The sequence below is a fragment of the Paenibacillus sp. E222 genome (assembly GCF_013401555.1).
Taxonomy (GTDB): Bacteria; Bacillota; Bacilli; order Paenibacillales; family Paenibacillaceae; genus Paenibacillus.
This window is the reverse complement of sequence record NZ_CP058552.1, coordinates 6,694,345-6,715,952: the sequence shown is the minus strand read 5'-3', so window position 1 is coordinate 6,715,952 and position 21,608 is coordinate 6,694,345. Positions and strand designations below refer to the sequence as shown.

The following is a 21,608-nucleotide window of genomic DNA, read 5'->3' as shown; positions in this document are numbered from 1 at the left end:
TTATGCCGATTTTAACAGGTGCAAAAAAGTGCAATTGCAGGAAATACGGGTGTTCGATATAGTGAGTGAAAGCTTTGACCAGTGCCGAAGAATATTCTTCATTGGCCTGTAGAAGCCCCTTTTTTTTAGTGTTAATCCGATTAATACGATAGGTTTAAGAGACTAAGGAGGATGGGAAAGCTCATGCAAAAAGTGGGGAAACGAAACACCCGTAGTTTAGCCTGGATCATATCGATTGTGTTGGTTGTATCTGTTGTACTCAGTGCATGCGGAAATAAAGAAGAAGAACAGGCGAACGGAAGTAATGGTAATGCGGATGATCCATTGGAAGTCAGTATCATGACGATTACGCCAAGTGCGGTTCCTGCGGCGGATGATAATGTCATCAAGCGTGCAATCGAAAAGGCGACGAATTCCAAAATGAACATCCAGTGGGTTTCCAACAATATTTATGGTGACAAGCTGAATCTGACACTCGCTTCCGGGGATATTCCGGATTTGATTATGATTAATGACCCGTTCGGAAGCACGTTTACCAAGATGGTCAAGCAGGGGGCTTTCTGGGATGTCACGCCTTATATCAAGGATTATCCCAATCTGAGCAATGGCATTCCCGACATTGCCTGGGAAACAACCAAGGCAGCGGATGGCAACAATTATGGTATTCCCCGCCCCCGCCCGGTAACCGGAGACTCCTTTTTCATCATCCGCAAGGATTGGCTCGACAAATTGAATTTGCAGGTGCCGGAGACCACGGATGAGCTGTTCGAAGTGATGAAGGCTTTTGTGGAGCAGGACCCGGATGGGAATGGAGCCCAAGATACGACGGCACTTGCCGCTTATATCAGTCCGGATGATCTTGGTTGGGGTGGCAACCTCGGCCCTGTACTGGGCGCCATTGAAAGTTCATTTATTGGAATCAACAGCAGTTGGAAATGGGATGAATCGCAAGGGGAGCTGATCTACAGGGAGTTACTGCCTGAGGTTAGAGAATCCCTTCAATATCTGACCAAAGCTTACAGCAGCGGCATGATGCCGGAAGATCTGCTTTCGCTCAAGCTGACGCAGGCAAGGGAGTTGTTCAAGCGTAATCAGGCAGGCATTATTGTGGACAAGACAGGAACGATGCGCAAAATCTATGCGGATGACTTGAAGAAGGTTGATCCTTCTTTCAAATATACGGACTTTTACCCTCTGACCAATCTGAATGGATACAACCCAAAGGGGGCTGGATACAACGGAATTCTGGCGATCCCTGCGAGTGTTCCGGAAGAGAAGATGAAACGTATTCTGAAGCTGGTGGATAGCTGGATGAACCCCGAAGTATTTGAAATTCAGCAGTTCGGGATTGAAGGCACACATTATGAAGTGGTGGATGGCAAAAAGGTAGCGAATAACGAAAAATTGACTGCGGACAACGCCTCGGATTTCAATCATATCGTCAACGTTATTGATCTGCCGTGGGATACGACAGGCGAAACGGATGAAGAAACACAGGCGAATGAGCTGTTCAAGAAAGTGGAGGCCGAACGGGACAAAACTAGTGTAGCTGATCTATCTGCTGGCCTTCAATCGGAGACCGGACAGAAGGTTCTGCCTGAACTCAACAAGAAGATTCAGGACTTGAAAGCGAAGATTATATTAGGCCGAGAGCCGATTGAAGCTTGGGATACCTTTGTGGAGTCGCTGCGAAATGACCCGAATGTTCAAGCGATGAGTGATGAGATGACAGAGGCTTATAAGAAACGAAACGGACATTGAATCTGAGGGAAGGAGCTGCAAACCATGAGCAGCCATGGACAACGAATGAACACGGTAAAGGGGAAGCAGACTTCAGCTAGGAGCAAATGGTTAAACTTGCTGTCCTCGCTCCGGCGTGACCAGTCGTTATACTTGCTGGCATTGCCAGGTATCCTGTTCTTTCTTGTTTTCAAATATATCCCGATGTGGGGCATCATCATTGCTTTTCAGGATTATTCCCCTTTTCGTGGCATTCAGGGCAGTGAGTGGGTCGGGCTGCTGCACTTTACTGAACTCTTTGCCAATCCGGATTTTGCTTTGCTGTTCCGAAACACACTGGCGATTAGTCTGTTGAATCTGATTCTGTTCTTTCCTTTTCCGATTCTGATCTCTTTGGGACTTAACGAACTGAAAAGTGTGGCGTACAAGAGACTAATTCAAACGATTATCTACATGCCACATTTTCTGTCCTGGGTCATCATCGCGGGGCTGACACTGCTCTTGTTCGCCAAAGGAACGGGACTGATTAACGAACTGTTCACCTTATGGGGCTGGCAGCGGGTAGATATATTGACGAACCCGGACAGCTTCTGGGTGATGGTGACCTTGCAAGCGATGTGGAAGGAAGCTGGATGGGGAACGATTGTGTTTCTGGCAGCCATGGCGAGTGTGGACACCCAACTATATGAGGCGGCTCGAATGGATGGGGCAGGGCGGCTGCGTCAGATCTGGCACATTACACTGCCTGCCATCCGTAGTGTCATCATCGTGCTCCTGATTTTAAGATTGGGAGACATCATGGAGGTTGGATTTGAGCAAATATTCCTTATGTACAACGGTGCTGTATCCGAAGTGGCTGAAGTATTCGACACCTATGTATACCGAACAGGGATCGAGCAGGGAGATTTCAGCTATAGTACAGCGGTTGGACTGTTCAAATCGGTGATCGGACTGGTACTGGTTGTGGTTGCAAACCGTCTGGTAAAACGCATGGGACAGGAAGGTGTTTACTAGTTTCGGTACCCGTTTTCGGGTCAGACAATGTTTCAGGGGAAGGAGGTTTCGAATGCATCGTTTGAAATGGAGTGAGAGAGTTGGGCAGTCCCTGAATGCTGTTGTTCTTGGATTGTTGGCAGTAGTCATGTTCTTCCCGCTGTATTATGTTTTTGTCGTTTCGTTCACCGATCCAGGAGAGTATTTGCAAAAGAAAATCGTACTCTTCCCCGAACACTGGTCTGTCGAAGCGTATACGTATTTGTTATCGACGCCTGCCTTTGCACGCTCGCTGGGAAACAGTGCATTTCTGGCAACCGTGGGCACGGTGTGCAGCCTGGCTGTATCGTCTTCTCTGGCTTATGCGCTGTCCCAGAAGCGGTTTCAATTCAGAACAATATTGATGTTCCTGATTGTACTAACCATCTTGTTTAGCCCGGGCATCATTCCGAATTATTTGCTGGTACGGGAGCTGGGGCTAATCAATAACATCTGGGCGCTGATTTTGCCTGCGCTCGCCAATGGCTGGACGGTATTGTTGATGAAAAATTTCTTCGACAGCCTGCCGGCAGAGATCAGCGAAGCGGCGTCCATTGACGGCTGTAGTGCCATCCGAACCTGGTACACGATTGTACTGCCGCTGTCTATGCCGGCATTGGCTGCATTTGGTTTATTTTTCGCAGTAGGCTACTGGAATCAATTCTTCGCGGCGTTGTTGTACCTGAACGATTCTGCCAAATGGCCTATTCAAGTACTGCTGCAGAACATGCTGCTGAATGCTTCCAATATCGATCTGGTTGCACCTGGACAGCAGGTGGAGACCCCGCCGACAGAAATGCTGAAGATGGCCGCGATCATTGTAGCCATTCTGCCTGTACTAGTTGTGTATCCGTTTATTCAAAAACACTTTGCCAAAGGAGCCTTGATCGGCTCGGTTAAAGGATAAATCTGTGTTCAGGATTCAGGCTGCAATTAATTCGGCTTATATTCCCGGGAAGGAGGCACAGACAGATGTTAATCAAGCGCACAGCAGTCAACTTGCCAAGAGGGCGCTATTTCAGACGCAGTCTGATGATGATTCTGTTTATCGCCTGCATTCCGGGTGTGATTACAGGTGTGTTGTTGTATGGCTGGGTTACCGTCAAAATGGAGAACATTTTGCAGCAATCCCATCTGCGACAATTCGAGCAGCGGACCGCATGGGTTAGTGAGCAATTGGATGCGCTTGAATTGATCTTTTCCCAGTGGGCGTTCGATCCGGTATTTGATAACCGCCTGAAAGAGCTTGATTTTGTATACAAATATAAGCAGGTACATGAACTGTATCGTTTGCTGCTCATGATTCAGAATTCCAATACACTTATCGGCAAAGTTCAGCTGTATCTGGATGAACCCAGAGCCGTGAAGATGGATTCGGAACGATATGATTTTATAAGTGACCCCAGTGAGATCACAAAGATGGAACGGTTGACCGAACAGCCGCAGGCGACGTATTGGTCCCGCTCCCTGGAGGGCAGTTCCATGATGATGGTGAATCGACTTCCGGGTGGAAGTGAGGATGCACTCGGTGCGTTGACCGTCACCCTGGATAACCAGCAGCTTGGAAGCATGCTGCAGACCTTGTCCCCGTATAACGGCGGAACAACCTTTTTGCTGGACGAGCAGGGGAAGCCCATGCTGCCACAGGACAAAGAGCTGGGAGGATTACAGCAAGCCGTTCGGGAGCATGTGTTAAATTTTGAAACCAATCCGTCTTCCTTCCTGATGGAGTATGGCGACTTAACCTATTCCGTTCAATCAGGGACCTTCCGCAGACTTGGGACGGATTGGACTTATATCTCCGCGGCTCCCCTGAATGAAATTGTCGCTCCAATCGTGTCCGTACCCCGTATCGTGCTGCTTGTGAACGGAGCAGGATTGTTGCTGGCACTAATCCTGTCCTGGGTCGGTTCACTTCAACTCTATAAACCTTTTACCAAATTGTTGCGGATATTTACCCTGACCGAGGCACCGATAGAAGCTAAGGAAACGGAAATGTCTTCGTTATTCCAAGTGTTCTCATCGGCACCGGTCCGCTCGAATGGACCTGTACATCTGGATGAAATCAAGCATATCGAACAGCGCTGGATCGGGATAAACCGTGAACGGGAATCGTTACAACAGCGCTTGGAAGAACATCTGCCGCTTGCCCGGGAAAGCCTGTTAATCCAGCTAACCCTTGGTCATCTCTTGTTGCCATCAGACCGTGAATGGCGGGAACGACTGTCCCAGCTCGGATGGGATCTAAGGGATGAACAGTTCGTTATTATGCTTGCCCATATTCGTCCTGAAGTTGTTCTTCTTCAGGGGAGTGAACACCATGGGCGTGAATCCCAAGAGTGGATCAGTTTTGCCGTAACCGACATATTGGGCAGACAATTGCAAGAGCTTCCTTATCGGGCTGAGGCACTCAATTATCATGATATGTCCATTGCCTTGCTGCTTGCTGTTCCTCCAGAGATCCAGCCGGATACGGCTGAGTTCAGAAATGAACTGATCCGTATGGGCCAACAGTGGATGGACAGTGTACATTCGGAATTGAATATCCGGTTGACGGTGGTCCTTAGCAAACTCACATTGGATGCTTCACACATTCCACAGCTGGTTAGAGAATCACGATCCGTATTGAGGAAAAGGCAGTTCTCTTCCAATCTGTCTATCATGGATATGAATGAGGAGGCGGAGCAGGATGTGAAGCAAAAAGGAGCTTATCCACTCGAATTGGAGCAGGACATTATTTCAGCATTGCGCAGTGGGGATGAGGAATTAGCTCTGGAGTATTTCAGGCGATTTATAGACACATACGCAGGATCTGAATCGCCAGAGGAGCACATTCGCCAGGCGTTATTCCAATTGCTGGCGCGGATACAGCATGCCCTGCTGCAATTAGGTGAAGATCCGGTTGAACTGTTCGGCTTGGCAGTGTATGAGGAAGTGGTACATTTGCATGATCTGGATGAATTGTTTCAGTGGTTCAGGGAACGCATCGTGCATGTATGTGTAGAGGAATTCACAGGCAAGGAAGAGAAGCAGATACAGATGGCCGTTCATCAGATGAAGGAGCACGCCGAGCAGCAATATGCTGGAGCATTATCTCTGGATGAACTGGCAGACCTTCACGGGATTCATGCCTACACGTTAAGCCGGGCCTTCAAGCAGACATTTGGTCAGAATTTTGTGGATTATTTAACCGAAATTAGATTAAATCGGGCTAAAGAGCTGCTTGAATCAACAGACGTCAAGATCAATGAAATTGCGGAGCAGGTCGGTTATCAGGCGAGTTATTTTAATCGTTTGTTCAAGAAAAGCGAGGGAACGACGCCGAGTCGCTATCGGGAAGACGTTCGCAAGCAAACCGGGCATTCACGTGGTAACCGTTCCGTATAATTTTCTGCCGAAAGGAGTGTAGGATCTAACGTGTCACAGCACAAGCCAAACATTATTTTTCTTATGACGGATCAGCAGCGATGGGACTGTATTGGGACCTTTAATGAGCATATTCATACGCCGAATCTGGATAAGCTTGCAGCCGAGGGAATTACTTTCCAGGATGCGGTCTGCCAATCCCCGATGTGTGCACCCAGCCGAAGCTCTATGATGATGGGATACTATCCGTCGCAGCTTGGAGTTCGAACGAATTATGGTGGTTTGTTTGAGGAAGACAAGCTGCCTTCTCAGCCGTTGCCTGAGTTGATGCATCGCGCAGGGTATCAGACGGCGGGGTTTGGAAAAACGCATTGGAACCATAGCGAGGGTATAGACGAGCCATCTACACGCGGGTTTGAAGTGAGATCGATCGGTCTCTCCCGCCAGAGTGGTCATTATGAGCAGGGGGCAAGGATGATGGGGGACACCCATCCCGAAGCGCTGGAGGCTTATCATCAGGAGACGAAGGACTTTGGGGGCGGGGAGGAAAATGTCAACGGTTATACCGGGTTCACCAGCCGAATTCCGATGAACCAGCATCGGGATGGATGGGTAGCCGAACAGGCACTGCAATTTCTGGATGACGGAGTAGATCCGGAGAGGCCGCTGTTTTTTTATTTGTCCTTTCTCAAGCCGCATGCCGGGTTCAACGTACCCCAACAATTTGAAGACCTCTACCGACTGGAGGATATCCCGGACATTCCGCAGCCACCATGGGAAGACGAATTGAATACTCATCTGGCAGCCTCGGATGATCTGAATGTGAACAGTCGTCAGTCTTATCTGGACAAGAAGGCCGTATGGGAGCAGCGCAGTTCGGAGGAGAGAAGAAGAACCACATTGAGGTACTGGGCGAATTGCTCCTGGCTGGATCACTATTTTGGGTTGGCATTGGATAAGCTGGAGCAGCTCGGAAGGCTGGAGAATGCGCTGATTGTATTTGTATCGGATCATGGAGAGATGTTGGGGGAAAGGCAATACCGCTTCACCAAATATAATCTGTATGACAGCAGCGTAAGAGTGCCGCTGATTTTGTCCGGTACGTACATTCCGGAACAGAAGCGAGGAACTATGGATCAGCAACCCGCCGAATTGGTCGATCTTGTGCCTACATTAACGCAAGCAGCAGGATTAGAGGCCAACCCGATGCTACCGGGTGTGAACTTACTGGGCAAGCTCCGGCATCGTGGAACGTTCTGTGAATTTCATGGTAAAGGTGTAACAGCACCCCATTCGGCCCCGGCTTATATGTGGCGTACAACGGAGTGGAAGCTCATTCTGTACATCGAAGGCTCTGTTAAGGAATCGGCCTCCAGGGTACATGAAACAAAAGGTGAATTATATCACCTGACCGTTGACCCCCATGAATGGACGAATCTGTATGATGAAGAGCAGCATGCTGCAGTCCGGGAGCAGTTAAAGACTGAACTGTTGATGCATCTGGCCGTTAGCTGGGCCAAGGGACCGTTCTTCTATGATCGTGGTGGCACCAAGCCGTTGGAGACGTAAAAAGAGTAACATTGAGTTGTTTATAAGTGTGTGAAGTACCAAGTGTATCCGTTGACCGGGCAACCGGAGGCAAAGCGAAGATTGTTGCCCCCCTTAGACGATTGAGAGACGTCGGCTAAAGGGTGGAGATCATCTGCTTTGCTTTTTTTATGACCGGATAAGGAGGGGAGCTTGGCGTAAGATATCAGACGGTTTATGAGTTTTTGCCAATCTAATCAATGGAGGTAATTATTGATGAAAACCGAAATGACTGTGGCAAAAGGAAAGAAAGTGCTGTTCACATGGCTATTGAGTGGAGTCATTGGATTGACAGGCTTGGCTTCAACCGGAGGTATAGCACCCAAGGCAGAGGCCGCAGAAGTGTCTGCCCCACGACTGGTAGAAAACTTGGGACGAGGCCTTACTGCCGTGTACCTGGGTGAGAACAAAGTTTATCTGAGCTGGCGTTTACTTGGGACCGAACCGCAGCAGGTAACCTTCGATGTGTATCGACGGACGGGCACAGCAGAGGTGAAGCTGAATACCCAGCCTTTGACGCAGGGAACCAATTATACGGATACAGACGTGGATGTTAACCAGAGCCATACGTATATCGTGAAGTCTTATGTGGATGGTACTTTCCAGGGTACAAGTGCAGAGGTGGTGCTGGCCGCAAATCCCGAGATTCGCAATTATTTCAGTATTCCGCTGCAAAACATAACGTCCAATCCGTCTGATTATTTTATCCAGCATGGCTGGCCAGGCGATCTGGACGGCGATGGGGAATATGAAGTTGTAGTCACCCGGATTCCGGTGAACGGAGGTAACAAATACGTGGAGGCGTATAGCCTGACTGAAGGTTTCCTATGGCGAATTGATCTGGGGCCTTACAGCGTGACCACAATCGATACATATAATGCGCCACCTGCTTCGGTGAGCGAATTCGGTGTGGCTGGACTGGGCGGCTGGCGTGACAACGACAATATTACAGTATTTGATCTGGATAGTGACGGAAAGGCTGAGGTACTGCTGCGTACCTTTGAAGGTGTGACGTTTGCCGATGGTCAGGTCGTCCCTGCTACAGTGCAGCGCGCACAGTATGTATCTGTCGTGGATGGATTGGCGGGTACAGAAGCTGCACGCACTACAATTACGAATGATTATGCAGCTGATGGACCGCTCAGCGGGCACTTTGGTATTGCTTATCTGGATGGTGAACATCCGAGCCTGATTACGGCGCTCAAGAATCGTGCGCTCAGCCGCAATTTCCAGTATGTGACGTCAGCTTATGACTACGCAGGCGGAGCCCTAACCGAGCGATGGAGACATGTAGGGACTGACGGTGAGTTTTTCCATCAGATTCGCATATTGGATCTCGATGGGGATGGAAAGGATGAGGTGTCTTTTGGCGGCTGGGCACTGGATGATAACGGAGAGACATTATACAGTCTGCCAGGTGTAGTCCATGGTGATCGGTTCCACATTGCGGATATTGATCCGGATCGGCCGGGGCTGGAGCAGTTCGGAATCCAGCAGGCGGAGAACGGCAACTTTAATCAATTTCCTTGGTTTTACGCGGATGCAGTGACGGGTGAGATCATTCGTACGGGAGAAGTGCCCCAGGACGTGGCAAGAGGGACATTGGCGGATATTGATCCACGGCACAGAGGGCTTGAGATGTGGTCCAGTTCAGGCAATATCTATAATGTGGATGGTGAAGTGATCAGTTCGGTTCAACCATCAACGAACTTCCAAATCTGGTGGGATGGAGATGTGCTCGGCGAGCTGCTGGATAAGAACTTTGTGGAAAAGTGGAACTGGCAGCAGAACACGACGACACGTCTGTTTACAGCTGATGATGTTCGCGTGAATTCCAGAAACGCCCCTGTAATGTATGGGGATCTGCTCGGGGACTGGCGGGAAGAGATTCTGTATGAGACGAGTGATTTCCAAGAATTGCGTCTGTACACAACCACTATACCGTCGGATGTCCGCATCTACACACTGCCGCATAATCAGGCATACCGTAACGGACTGGCTGTCAAAGGATATATGCAGTCTTTGCTAACCGATTATTATCTGGGTGAAGGAATGACAACACCACCGTATCCGAATATTCGCCCTGCCGTGTACAATAGGGACAACGAGTCTTAAACTACCTATGGAAGGGGATGCTTCCCAGATGCATGATCAGCTGCCAAAGAAATCTTCTTCCTGCTGCTGCGCTGCAAGTCGGGGCGGCAAGCTGGAGGAAAAGAGTCTGTCAGAGGAAACGGCTGCATCGGTAGAGGCTGTTGAAGACAAGCCATCCAGTCATACTAGTTATTCAGCTGACTTCACGATAGCTCTAACCGATAGAGCAGTGAAGAAAGAAAGCATTCGTATTGAAGGTGGACGTTTCCTGATGGGCACAAATGACCCCGAAGCTTTTGAAGCAGACGGGGAAGGCCCCGTCAGGGAAGTTCAGGTGAACTCCTTTTATCTTGATACCTGTACGGTAACCAATGCGGAGTTTGCACAGTTTGTACGTGAGACGGGGTATCGGACTGAGGCGGAGCGGTTTGGCTGGTCTTTTGTTTTTCATCTGTTCGTTTCTCCGCAAACGGCGGCTCAAGTTCGAACCGTTGTACAACAGACACCCTGGTGGTGGGTTGTTGAAGGTGCAGATTGGGCTCATCCCGAAGGACCCGAATCTCATGTGAATGATCGCTCTGATCATCCGGTTCTTCATATCTCATGGAATGATGCCAATGCGTATTGCCGCTGGGAGGGTAAACGTCTGCCCACAGAAGCCGAATGGGAATACGCAGCCCGGGGTGGCCTGATACAGAAAAAATATCCCTGGGGCGATACGTTAAGGCCGGATGGACAGCACAATTGCAACATCTGGCAGGGTGTATTTCCGACGAAAAATAATGCAGCCGACGGTTATGCAGGCACCGCTCCATCCCAATCGTTTCCTCCCAATGCATACGGACTTTATAATATGTCAGGCAATGTATGGGAGTGGTGCGCTGACAACTACACTACGGATCATGAGAAGGCTGCGGCTGCTGACACGGAATTATCTCCTCATGAAGATCGCAAGGTGTTAAAAGGTGGTTCCTATCTATGCCACCGTTCCTACTGCAATCGCTATAGAGTGGCGGCGAGAATCCCCAACACGCCTGATACATCTACCGGGCATATCGGTTTCAGATGTGCAGCGGATGTATAGTCTATGGTCTGTTTGTTTGTAGAGTAAGGCTCGGGCTATTTCACCCGAATAAGTAATCCGAACAGACCCAGTACAGCAAAGGCCAGAAATGCTGTAGTGTTAGAGAACATCTCAATGGTGTAACCCGCTAACGATGAACCTATGAACTGTCCTGCACCAAGCGCGAGAAAAGCAAGGCTGATCCCAATGGACGTATTTGGACGAAATAGCCTGGTCGCCCACACGATGAATACACTGGTCAGGAAAATATAGGTACTGCCGAACATAACGGCTGAGACCAGGCTGGCGGCCATCGATGGAAGAAGGATCACGCCAAGTGAAACAGACAAGAGCAGAAGGCCTATCCGATAGGACCATCCAATTCCGATGCGTTCAATAATCCGGCCAGCACATCCGCCGAGAATCCCCATAATTCCCATCACAATCCAGAACAGTACGGCTTCCGAATCGGAGGCCCCTTTTTCGTCTGTGAGGAAGTTACGGGCAAAGGTCCAATAGATCGCAGAACTGATACCTGTCAGAAGGGAAGCCATGAGCAGAGCCACGCCGGGTCTGGTCGGCTTCATGGATGCCCAGAGGGACTTGGTACAAGGCTCTGTTTTGCGTGTGGAGAGAACGCGACTATTCCATAACACCACCACAATACCCAGAACAGCAAAGAAGATGTAGGTCAAACGCCAATACTCGGTGAACAGCCAGTAGATCGGACCGGATATGATAATGCCAAAGCTGGTACCTGTGTTAATCCAGCTATTCCCTCTGGCTTGCTGATCAGGCGCAAGCTCAGCATAGACGGTGTTACCCAATGCAGGAGAGGCCAAGCCTGTACTTAATCCGGCAAGAAAAACGCCGAGTGTGAGAACAAATGCATTTGGAGATAAGCCAATGCCCAATAAACCGAGCACAGCACTAATACCCGCGATTTGAATGACATGATAGTGCCCGATGCGATTAATTAACAGCGGAGCACTAAGTAGAGACAGGCAATAAGCAATGTAGGTTGCGGAATTAATTGCTCCGGATTGGGCATCGTCCAGTTGGAGTGCTTCCGAGATCTCCGGCATAAACAGCCCATAGCTGAATCTCCCGAATGCATAACATACAGCGATAAGGGCAATCCCTGGGAAAATAATTTTTTTCATCAAATCCACCGCCTTTTATATAGAACGATCATTATATTTTCTTTGAAATAAAAAAGTGAGTTGAACTACTAACTCACCCTGTGTGGGACTACTTGAAACTATTCTGCGTCATGTCAATGAGTTCCCGACATACGTTATTTACATTTTCTGTCTCAGCGAGTGCAGTAGAACCCTCCAGCAGCAGGTTAAATTGCAACACTGCACGGTCGCTTGCGGCAGGATCAAGATTTTTGATCAAGGTCATCACATGTTTCTTATGCGCGTTGACAGTTTGTACGATGACGTTGTCTGGATCTCCGCCAAATTCCTCCTTGGCACGCAGAAACAGACATCCTCTTGACTCATGTTCCATCAACCAGCGTGCATGTCCTTCCGCCAGATTGAGGAATACGGGCTGCGCTTTGTTGTCGGCATACTGCCGCAGCTGCTCCAGATAGCGCTGTTCGCGCCGCCGAAGTACTTCAACGATGAGATCATCCTTGGAGTTGAAGTGATTATATAACGTCATGATGGCGATCCCGGCATCTGTGATGATTCGCTTCAAGCCGATAGAATGAAAGCCGTGCAGGTAGAATAATTCCTCAGCCACGTTCAACAGCATTTCCTTTTTACTGCTCATAAGAAGTAATACGCTCCTTTCAGAATGAGATAGAACGATCATTATACTTCTAAAATATAGAAAATGGCTCACATTGTCAAATGTTGTGAACCATTTCGATTTCCATTTGGTGGAGAGCATCTACCCATTCTGTGGGACATCCTGAATCTGTAATCACCATGGATATTTGATTAATAGGTGCAATCTGGGCGAAGGTGGAACGTCCAAACTTGGTATGATCCGCTACCAAAATGGCTTCCTCCGCACGCTCCATCATTTTGCGCGAGATGAGTGCCTCTTCGAGTACATAATCTGTGATCCCATCCGTTAACGAAACACCGCCTGCTGAGATGAACGCCTTGTTGACTTTGAATTGACTGAGCAATTCATGAGCAATGGGGCCAGTAGAGGCTTGTACGACCGGGGTGACTTCTCCTCCGGCGAAAATGATTTTGCCTGCAAATTCCTCCAGTGCACAGGTAAGAATGGGGACGGAGTTGGTTATGACGGTCACCTGAGACCGATGTCGCAGCTGTCGCATGATCTCCAGCGTTGTTGTGCCGTTGTCGAGCATTACGGTCTCTCCATCCTCAATCAGAGAGGCGGCTGCCACGCCAATGGCCTGCTTTTCGTTCAGCTGAAGCTGCGCACGCTTTTGAAAAGGGGCTTCGATCATGCCTGAACGTACACGTACAGCACCTCCGTATACTTTGCGCAATTCGCCTTCCTTTTCAAGTCGGTCCAGATCCCGCCGAATTGTCTCCGTGGATACCTGGAACAGATCCGCGAGAACCTGTACCTGAACCTTGCCCTGGGTAGCAAGCTGGATAAGAATGGTGTGTCTTCGTTCTTCATACGTTAAAGACATGGGTCGTGCCTCCTGAAGTTTCGATTCTAAGTTCTATTTAGTTTAGAGTTGTGAGATAGTGTGGATTGTTGTTGTTTTAATAGTTTAAGTTGGAGAGAAGACCTTGTCAATTTTGAAATGCTAACGAGGAGAATATTCTGTTCTTAATATGTATTGACAGTAATATGATGTGGCGATAAGATCATATAAAACAACGAAAAACCACAACAAACAACATCGAAATTTTAATCCATAGTACATGGATCATCAGGGAGGAAAAAGGGTGAAACGTCAGCTTGCTTTTCAACAAAATGGGACATTCAAAATCGTGCAGTTTACAGATCTACACTGGAAGGACGGGCGACCTGAAGATCTTCGGACCCGGCAATTGATGAAAACGGTCATTGAAGCGGAACAGCCTGATCTGGTTGTATTTACAGGCGATGTCATCTACACGGGACCGGTTGATCCTGGCAATAAGGAATGTGAACACCCGCAGCAGGCATTCCGGGATGCCGTGTCGGTAGTGGAAGAGCGTGGTATTCCGTGGGCTTTTGTGTATGGCAACCATGATACAGAGAATCGGATTACCCCCGATGGATTAATGGATGTGATTCAGGAGCATGCGCATACCGTGACGGAACCGGGACCGCGTGAGATTGCGGGACTAGGCAATTACACATTGGAGATTGCCGGAGCGGATGGCCGTCCGGCAGCAGTGTTGTATTTACTCGATTCAGGGAGCTATTCCCGGTTCGAGTCCGTTCCCGGTTATGGCTGGATTCAGCCCAATCAGATCCAGTGGCTGATGTCTGAATCCACACGCGTCAATCCCGGCCGCAGCCGCGGGGAGAAGCTCCCAGCCCTGGCGTTTTTCCATATCCCGATTCCTGAATATCAGTCCATGTGGGACACACAGATCTGTTATGGCAGCAAGTACGAGCCTGTCTGCTCTGCTCAAGTGAACTCGGGTCTGTTCTCTGCAATGCTGGAGATGGGCGATGTGATGGGGACCTTTTGCGGACATGATCATGTGAATGATTTTCAGGGGACTTACCACGGCATTCGACTCTGCTACGGGCGTTCGAGTGGACACAGTACATATGGAAGGGAAGGCATGCTGCGCGGAGGACGGGTCATTCAATTGCAGGCGGGACAACGAGGCTTTGATACCTGGCTTCGTCTGGAAGACGGATCGGTCGTGAAGGAACAGCCAGAACATCAACCTGAGAGCACTTCGGCACATTAGAGAATATAGAAGAGCAAGGCATTAGAGAGGAACGTTTGAATTATGATTTTACCTATAGTTCTGGTGCTCGCTTCCGGGATGGCTCACGCTGTCTGGAGTATGTTCACCAAACGCAGCTTAAACAAAAGTGTGTTTTTATGGTCCATCATGATGATTCCGACCGTAATACTGCTGCCTGTGCTCATCGTGGAGTTGGTACGGGAACCATTATCCATGTCAGCCTATGCGCTGCTTGTGTTATCGATGGCACTGCAAGCCTTGTATTCCTGGCTGCTGTCGCAGACGTATGAATTGGGCGATTTGTCGCAGATTTATCCGATTATGCGGGGAACGAGCACCTTGCTGGTGCCATTGATCGGTGTTGCTTTTCTGGGGGAAACGTTATCCATGTTTGGCTGGCTTGGTATTGCCTGCATGATTGTAGGATTTACGGTGCTGAGTGGTGTGGGAAGCAGAGACGGCAAATCTGGCTCAAGGGTAATAGGATCTAAGCCGGTTCTGATGGCCTTATGTGTCGGGTTATGTACAACCAGTTATGTGTTCGTGGACAAATTAAATCTAGAGCATATTTCACCCCTGTCGTTACTTGAAGTGACGAACATTGGCTTTGTTGCCGGATTGACTCCGGCTCTGCTCGCTTCCCGCCAACTGCGTCAGGAGTGGCAGAAGAATCGATCAACCATTATGCTTGGAGCACTGCTGAATCCGGGCTCGTACTTGTTGTTCCTGTTCGCATTGCAGCAGGCGCCAATGGCCAGACTCGGCCCGCTTCGGGAAGTAGGAACCGTATTTGCGGCCTTCCTCGGTATTTTGTTACTAAAAGAACAGCAGGGGAAGAAGCGGATTCTCTGTTCCATCGTTATTTTTGGCGGCATATTGCTGATTGGCATGTGGGGTTAATGGAATTCCAGTATTTGGAGATATGGTGTATACTCATGGTTAATGAACCGCTTTCATGAGGAGGATGAGCCATTGAACGTGCACCGTTTGGAAGATATTCATTTTCGTGATCCCTACATACTGGCTATACCATCGCGCAAGAAATATTATTTATACGGCTCTATCGGGCAAAATGTGTGGAACGGCCCAGCCATCGGTTTTGATGTCTATGAGAGTGAAGACCTGATCCATTGGAGCGGTCCTTCCCCATGCTTCCGTGCACCAGCGGACTTCTGGTCCGATCACCACTATTGGGCCCCGGAAGTCTATGAATGGGAAGGTCGCTTTTATATGTTTGCCAGTTTCAAGGCAGAAGGCATTCCGCGGGTAACAGGTGTATTGGTAGCTGATCAGCCGGAGGGGCCTTTTGAATTGTGGTGCCGCTCCCTAACGCCTCCCGATTGGGAATGCCTGGACGGTACATTGTATGTGGACGATCAGGGTGATCCATGGATGATCTTTTGCAAAGAATGGGTGCAGGTGGAGGATGGGGAGATGTACGCGGTACGTCTGAAGCCCGATCTGAAAGGAACGATAGGCAAGCCTGATCTGTTATTCAAAGCTTCCGAAGCGTCATGGTCTGTCGGAGGTGGAGAACAGCGAAACCGTTATGTCACGGATGGTCCGTTTCTATATCGCATGCAAAATGATGAACTCGTCATGATGTGGTCCACATCCGGTCAAGACGGTTATACAATGGGGCTGGCCCGCTCGGTGTCCGGCAGACCGCAAGGTCCATGGAAGCAGGATGACAGGCCGTTGTTCACCAATAATGGAGGACACGGGATGTTGTTTCGAACGTTCGAAGGACAACTGTGCCTCACCATTCACGCTCCGAACAATCATCCGAATGAACGACCCGTTATTTTCCGAATGCAGGAGAAGAACGGACAACTGACGCTTATGGATAATCCAATGTAAATGCTGAAAATGCAGATCACGTATTCGGAAAAGGCACTGTTCTAATCACTTAATTAACTCTTCAATTCATCCCCTCAGGGTAAATGATCTTAAGGAACATCTGTTCAAGATGAGCTTAGGATGACTGCCCGAGGGGATTTGTTTATTTTATCGCAGGTACTCAAACATGATATATTGGAAGGAACAACGTGTCGATAATGTAAAAGGGAGTAATGATAGCTCTACAATGAAATGAACAGAGTGATGGGGAGAGACTTATATGCTGCATGAGGAAAAGTTGATCCAGGCGATTACGGAGCATGAACCATTAATGCACGACCTGCGGCGGGTTCGCAGTCTGGATTTGCCTCAGTGTTACATAGGTGCGGGGTATATTCGCAATTATATCTGGGATGTGCTTCATGGCTATCCTCTACGCGAACTGCACAGCGATATTGATGTGGTTTACTACGATACGAAAGACATACGTGAGAAAAGGGACTTGCTGCTGGAACAAGGGCTTCGCGAGCAAACAGGCAATTCCAAGTGGTCGGTGAAAAATCAGGCGAGGATGCATCTGCGCAATGGAAATAAGCCCTATCAATCCACAGAAGACGCTCTTCGATATTGGCCAGAAATCGTCACAGCCATAGGTGTGAGGTTAGATGAACAGGGTCAGGTGCGTATCTGTGCCCCGCATGGGCTGGAGGATCTGTATGCGTTAATCGTACGCCAAAGTCCGTTTTTCTCGGATGCAGACTACTATAATCAGCGTGTAAAAAAGAAATGCTGGCAACAACAGTGGCCCAAGCTCACGATCATAAAATCCTGAATCAAGGGCATATGACGGAAGTGAAGGCCCAAGAAGGAGTGTTACTGGATTTATGAAAAAGTTTATACGAGAAAAAGGCCTAATCCTTGATCTTATTTTCATTGCATGTTTTGTGTTCTTTCTGGTCTTCTGGGGCTGGAACTTCGCAGTGAAGTTTTATGGCATGATCACTGTAGTCTTTATCGTGTTAAGGCGGATTGATTATCAAAAGCATATTCTCCTAAAACGCATTCTGCTTACCGGCTTCGGGATCGTTGCGGTTTCATTCGTCATTATCGAAGCCCTTGTGTTTACTCAGCTTAACGCGAATGATCCGGAAGAAGCGGACTATGTCATCATTCTCGGCTCAGGCATCAAAGGAACGGAATTGACATTGACTTTGAAACAAAGGCTGGATGCCAGTCTGGACTATATCCGCAGTCATCCTCAGACGCCAGTGATTGTATCCGGCGGGCAGGGGCCGGGGGAATCCATTCCGGAAGCGCTCGCCATGAAAAACTACCTTGTTGATCAGGGAATCAGCCCTGCGCAAGTCATTATGGAAGATCGATCGACGAGCACCCAGGAGAATATGGCTTTTTCCAAAAAAATCATTGATGCATCCGGGCTGGAGCATCCCGAGATCATGATTGTCACAAGTGATTACCATATGTTCAGATCCAAGTATCTGGCCGCCAAGAACGGTTACGCCGCTGAATATGGTATATCGGCTCCTTCACCGGGTTATCTGAAACCGATCAATATGATCCGGGAGTATTTTGGGACAATCAAAGCATTACTCTATCTGTTAACGCGATAAACCCGAGAAGGTTTTTCAGTTTACGACGTATAAATTAAAATAGGCAATGCCTCACTCTTAAACGAGTGGAGCATTGCTTTTTTTGTTATCTAATATCTTTACATTCTGAAAAGTATGGAAAGGAAAATATGAGGGTAACTGCGATCGAAAAATGATTTGAGGGCAAAATATTCATTGTAAGATCTTCGTTCAACCTCCGCTTCGTCGAAATCGTGGACGTCCCTCTCCCTATCGGTTGAAGCAGAGGGTGGAGCGCTTAACGAACCTGAGACGTGTTATTAAGGGGGGTAAAGTATTCTGAGAAGGCTAAGGAATCTGAGACAAGCTATATCGGAATTTAGGGCTGTTATAGCGTTTTTTTAGGGCATTTTTAGGAAATAACACGCCTGAGGTTCCTTACGATTGTAAAAGAGGGTTTAGAGGCCAAATAAGACGTCTTATGTTCCTTAGGAAAAGAAAATGCTTACACATCTTAAATAATCTTTAATAATCCTACATATTATGTTTGCTTACTGATCATTTATAATGTGCTTACATGCAGACAGCCACCGACGCCAAGTAGCGTAAAGGGCTGTCTTTTTGTGGTGAAAAATACCAATATTCTGAAAGGATCTTGTACAATGAGATGGTTGGAAGACTGAAATAGAATTGGGTGGTGACTTGAAAGAGAGGGTGTTACGATGCTATTTAAGATCATTTGGTGTGAAGTAGAAGAGCAGCATCAAAAAGCATTTTATTCGGCGCAATCCAAGTGGGGGGAACTAATCAAGGCACCGGGTTTTGTGATGCAACGAGGTGGCTGGAATCTGTTGAACCCCCGGCAAGCTGTAATCCTGGCGATATGGGGCACCAAAACTGCTTATGACGAATTCATGAGGTCGACTCATGATCAGCTGATAAGCAACAACCGTCAGATAGATACATACACGTCTATCAGCGTTTGTTTGTACTCTGCTAACGTAAATAATATGTTTGTCTCTCAGGCAGAAGCATCACATCAATTCTACGTTTATAAATGCACAGAATCCGGGACTTTGTTAGATGCTACAATACCTGATGGGCTTTTATTACAACCGTATGATCCAGACGCATCCATGAGTTTTGTCGGATGGAAACCACTGGACGGTGTGCCTGATGGGATGCAATGGGAGGCAGGCTTTACAACAATTACGGACTGGAATGTATCAAGAGTAGAACCATAAGGAAGGAGGTAGTTAAATTTGAAAACATACATATTATTATTTGAAGGATACGTATCCTTTGAGATTATGTTAGCCAGCTATTTTATGAAAACGCAAGGAGACATCATAACGGTGGCGTTGGAAAAGGGACCGTTACAGTCATATGAGGGATTTTCAGTTAATCCCTCTGCTCTACTAAATGAGATTAATCCGTCCGAAGTGGACCTTTTCATCATTCCCGGAGGAGATGTTACGGCAATGCTGCAACGTCCGGACTTGATGTACTTCATCAAAGAACTTCATGAGCGCAAGACGCCCATTGCAGCCATCTGTGCAGGAACATTATTGTTCGGTCAAGCACAAATATTGGACAGCACATCATTTACGACTAATGCTGAATCCGAGATGAGAGCAGTCACAGCCCAAGGGAAATATGTAAATGAAGGTGTTGTTGTTGATGGACATATCATTACAGCCAAGGCGAGTGCTTATGTGGATTTTGGAATCGAAATCGGTAAAGTGATGAATATCTATTCAGGTGCTGAAGATCTGGAAGAAACGATTCAAGTGTTCAAATATTTCAACGCCAAATCATGATATAATATACGTCATTAATAGAAGAACGATGTAGGAGTGAATGATCATTACAGCATATATGTTACCTGCTCTCTATGAGCAAAAGAAAGTTTCAGCGCATGACATGGAAGAGATTGTACGTCTGTTGGCACACGCACCATTACTATATGATGACGGGCGGACAATTAAAGTTCAGGACTTCATGGAAGGGTTGGAGATTGAGCTTGAGCATGAGGTGCGGCGCGCAGTCATCGAGTTGTATGAACTGGCTGTGCAAGCTTGTCGTCCCTTCTCCGAGTCATCTGCTTATGAGCAGCTTCAGGATGCACTTGGATTACAGGCTGAACTATGGCAGGCAGAAGTGCTGACGCTTGCCGAATGGATGGAATGGTTGAAGCAGATCGGTAAAGGACAAAGAAAACTGCCTGAATACAATTTTACAGCCATGCTGGGGAATTTGCCTGAAGGGTTCATGATTCATGATTTCCATGATGAGCTCATGTATCAGTTGGAGCAAAACCCAGCGAACGCCTGGGCGATCGAAGAACGCAATCGCTTATACGCAGCCTTGGGCGCAATTTAAAATCAAACAAAACGGTCGCAGATGGTGTTAGTCCTATATAGCGTACTTGCTTTACCCAGTATGGGGAAATGAGGGGATACCGTGAAAAAGGTTGTGTTGGCGGGTGGAACAGGGTTTGTAGGTCAGGATTTTGCCCAAAGATTCAAGAAGCTTGGGTATGAGGTGCTCATTATCTCACGCCAGCCCGGTCATATTGCCTGGGAGAACCAGGCTGGAATTATACAGGCACTTGAAGGTGCAGAATTGCTGATTAACCTGGCCGGAAAATCCGTAAACTGCCGTTACACGGACGAGAACCGCAAAATCATTCTGGAATCCAGAACACGCACAACCCGCATTTTGGGCGAGTCTGTTCTGGCGTGCAGCAATCCTCCTGAACTATGGATTAATTCAAGCACGGCCACCATATATAGACATGCAGAAGATCGCCCCATGACGGAGGAAGAGGGCGAGATTGGCTCCGGATTCTCGGTAGATGTCGCCAAGGCGTGGGAAAAGGCTTTTTTTGAATTCAGTCTGCCGTCTACACGTCAGATTGCATTACGGATTGCCATTGTGCTGGGAGAAGGTGGCGTCATGGAGCCACTCACCAATCTGGTCCGCTTTGGGCTGGGTGGATCACAAGGGCCTGGAACCCAGCAGTTTAGCTGGATTCATATAGAAGATTTGTTCCGCATGGTGATCTATGTTCAGCAGCATCCGCAGCTGGAGGGTGTATTTAATGCGTCCTCTCCGCATCCTGTTACGAATCGCCAGCTTATGGAGAGTCTGCGGCGGCAGATGGGAGTTCGGATTGGACTTCCTTCACCTCGCTGGATGCTGGAACTGGGAGCGCGATTCATTCGGACCGAAACAGAACTGGTTCTCAAAAGTCGCTGGGTGATTCCCGAAAGGCTGGAAAGAGAAGGATTTACATTCAAATATGATACGCTCGATCTTGCACTGGCCGAGATTTTGAAGTAAGGAAATGAATCAACGTGATTGAATAAAAAAGATAACACATCGGAGGGGCAGAGATATCTGCCCTTCTGCTGTATTTTCTGCACTTCGTCATGGCGT

19 protein-coding genes are annotated in these 21,608 nt (G+C 48.1%); 16 read left to right on the top strand and 3 right to left on the bottom strand.

Going from position 1 to position 21,608, the window contains the following annotated elements; genetic code table 11:
* Positions 1 to 183: 183 nt before the first annotated feature.
* From HW560_RS29715 to HW560_RS29685, 7 genes are all read left to right on the top strand, one after another.
* The gene (locus HW560_RS29715) at positions 184 to 1,761 is read left to right on the top strand and encodes an extracellular solute-binding protein (RefSeq protein ID WP_257031494.1); all 1,578 of its coding nucleotides are present in this window, start codon (positions 184 to 186) and stop codon (positions 1,759 to 1,761) included.
* A 24-nt stretch (positions 1,762 to 1,785) separates the two neighbouring features.
* Positions 1,786 to 2,754, top strand: coding sequence for an ABC transporter permease (locus HW560_RS29710; protein WP_371129115.1), 969 nt, complete (start codon positions 1,786 to 1,788; stop codon positions 2,752 to 2,754).
* A gap of 52 nt (positions 2,755 to 2,806) precedes the next feature.
* On the top strand, positions 2,807 to 3,679 hold the full coding sequence (locus HW560_RS29705) for a carbohydrate ABC transporter permease (RefSeq protein WP_090895012.1): 873 nt from the start codon (positions 2,807 to 2,809) through the stop codon (positions 3,677 to 3,679).
* 65 nt (positions 3,680 to 3,744) lie between these two features.
* Positions 3,745 to 6,159, top strand: coding sequence for a helix-turn-helix domain-containing protein (locus HW560_RS29700; protein WP_179265358.1), 2,415 nt, complete (start codon positions 3,745 to 3,747; stop codon positions 6,157 to 6,159).
* A gap of 30 nt (positions 6,160 to 6,189) precedes the next feature.
* Entirely contained in the window at positions 6,190 to 7,707 is a 1,518-nt protein-coding gene (locus HW560_RS29695; RefSeq protein WP_257031493.1) for a sulfatase family protein, read from the top strand.
* 234 nt (positions 7,708 to 7,941) lie between these two features.
* Positions 7,942 to 9,840, top strand: coding sequence for a rhamnogalacturonan lyase family protein (locus HW560_RS29690; RefSeq protein ID WP_179265357.1), 1,899 nt, complete (start codon positions 7,942 to 7,944; stop codon positions 9,838 to 9,840).
* 28 nt (positions 9,841 to 9,868) lie between these two features.
* Positions 9,869 to 10,903 carry a formylglycine-generating enzyme family protein gene (locus HW560_RS29685; RefSeq protein ID WP_179265356.1) on the top strand — a complete coding sequence of 345 codons (1,035 nt, stop codon included), beginning with the start codon at positions 9,869 to 9,871 and terminating at the stop codon, positions 10,901 to 10,903.
* A gap of 35 nt (positions 10,904 to 10,938) precedes the next feature.
* Here HW560_RS29685 and HW560_RS29680 read toward each other — a convergent pair whose 3' ends face one another.
* The 3 genes from HW560_RS29680 to HW560_RS29670 form a co-directional block, all read right to left on the bottom strand.
* On the bottom strand, positions 10,939 to 12,045 hold the full coding sequence (locus HW560_RS29680) for an MFS transporter (RefSeq protein ID WP_179265355.1): 1,107 nt from the start codon (positions 12,043 to 12,045) through the stop codon (positions 10,939 to 10,941).
* 88 nt (positions 12,046 to 12,133) lie between these two features.
* Positions 12,134 to 12,664: a TetR/AcrR family transcriptional regulator gene (locus HW560_RS29675; protein WP_090895021.1), complete on the bottom strand. Its 531-nt coding sequence runs from the start codon at positions 12,662 to 12,664 to the stop codon at positions 12,134 to 12,136.
* Between the two features lie 76 nt (positions 12,665 to 12,740).
* A complete protein-coding gene (locus HW560_RS29670; RefSeq protein ID WP_090895024.1) occupies positions 12,741 to 13,511 on the bottom strand; it encodes a DeoR/GlpR family DNA-binding transcription regulator in 771 nt (256 codons plus the stop codon).
* Between the two features lie 262 nt (positions 13,512 to 13,773).
* On the opposite strand from HW560_RS29670, the gene HW560_RS29665 reads away from it, so the two are divergent.
* The 9 genes from HW560_RS29665 to HW560_RS29625 all read left to right on the top strand — a co-directional run bounded on the left by HW560_RS29665 (position 13,774) and on the right by HW560_RS29625 (position 21,512).
* The gene (locus HW560_RS29665; protein ID WP_257031492.1) at positions 13,774 to 14,739 is read left to right on the top strand and encodes a metallophosphoesterase family protein; all 966 of its coding nucleotides are present in this window, start codon (positions 13,774 to 13,776) and stop codon (positions 14,737 to 14,739) included.
* A 42-nt stretch (positions 14,740 to 14,781) separates the two neighbouring features.
* On the top strand, positions 14,782 to 15,639 hold the full coding sequence (locus HW560_RS29660; RefSeq protein ID WP_257031491.1) for a DMT family transporter: 858 nt from the start codon (positions 14,782 to 14,784) through the stop codon (positions 15,637 to 15,639).
* A 78-nt stretch (positions 15,640 to 15,717) separates the two neighbouring features.
* The gene (locus tag HW560_RS29655) at positions 15,718 to 16,599 is read left to right on the top strand and encodes a glycoside hydrolase family 43 protein (protein ID WP_257032093.1); all 882 of its coding nucleotides are present in this window, start codon (positions 15,718 to 15,720) and stop codon (positions 16,597 to 16,599) included.
* Positions 16,600 to 16,858: 259 nt separating this feature from the next.
* Positions 16,859 to 17,410, top strand: a complete 552-nt coding sequence (locus HW560_RS29650) for a nucleotidyltransferase family protein (protein WP_306459223.1) — start codon at positions 16,859 to 16,861, stop codon at positions 17,408 to 17,410.
* A gap of 52 nt (positions 17,411 to 17,462) precedes the next feature.
* Positions 17,463 to 18,209, top strand: coding sequence for a YdcF family protein (locus HW560_RS29645; RefSeq protein ID WP_179265352.1), 747 nt, complete (start codon positions 17,463 to 17,465; stop codon positions 18,207 to 18,209).
* A gap of 680 nt (positions 18,210 to 18,889) precedes the next feature.
* Positions 18,890 to 19,411, top strand: coding sequence for a DUF4937 domain-containing protein (locus HW560_RS29640; protein ID WP_090895034.1), 522 nt, complete (start codon positions 18,890 to 18,892; stop codon positions 19,409 to 19,411).
* A gap of 18 nt (positions 19,412 to 19,429) precedes the next feature.
* On the top strand, positions 19,430 to 19,987 hold the full coding sequence (locus HW560_RS29635; RefSeq protein WP_179265351.1) for a DJ-1/PfpI family protein: 558 nt from the start codon (positions 19,430 to 19,432) through the stop codon (positions 19,985 to 19,987).
* A gap of 40 nt (positions 19,988 to 20,027) precedes the next feature.
* The gene (locus HW560_RS29630) at positions 20,028 to 20,549 is read left to right on the top strand and encodes a hypothetical protein (RefSeq protein ID WP_179265350.1); all 522 of its coding nucleotides are present in this window, start codon (positions 20,028 to 20,030) and stop codon (positions 20,547 to 20,549) included.
* A gap of 81 nt (positions 20,550 to 20,630) precedes the next feature.
* Positions 20,631 to 21,512, top strand: coding sequence for a TIGR01777 family oxidoreductase (locus tag HW560_RS29625; RefSeq protein WP_179265349.1), 882 nt, complete (start codon positions 20,631 to 20,633; stop codon positions 21,510 to 21,512).
* Positions 21,513 to 21,608 lie beyond the last annotated feature (96 nt).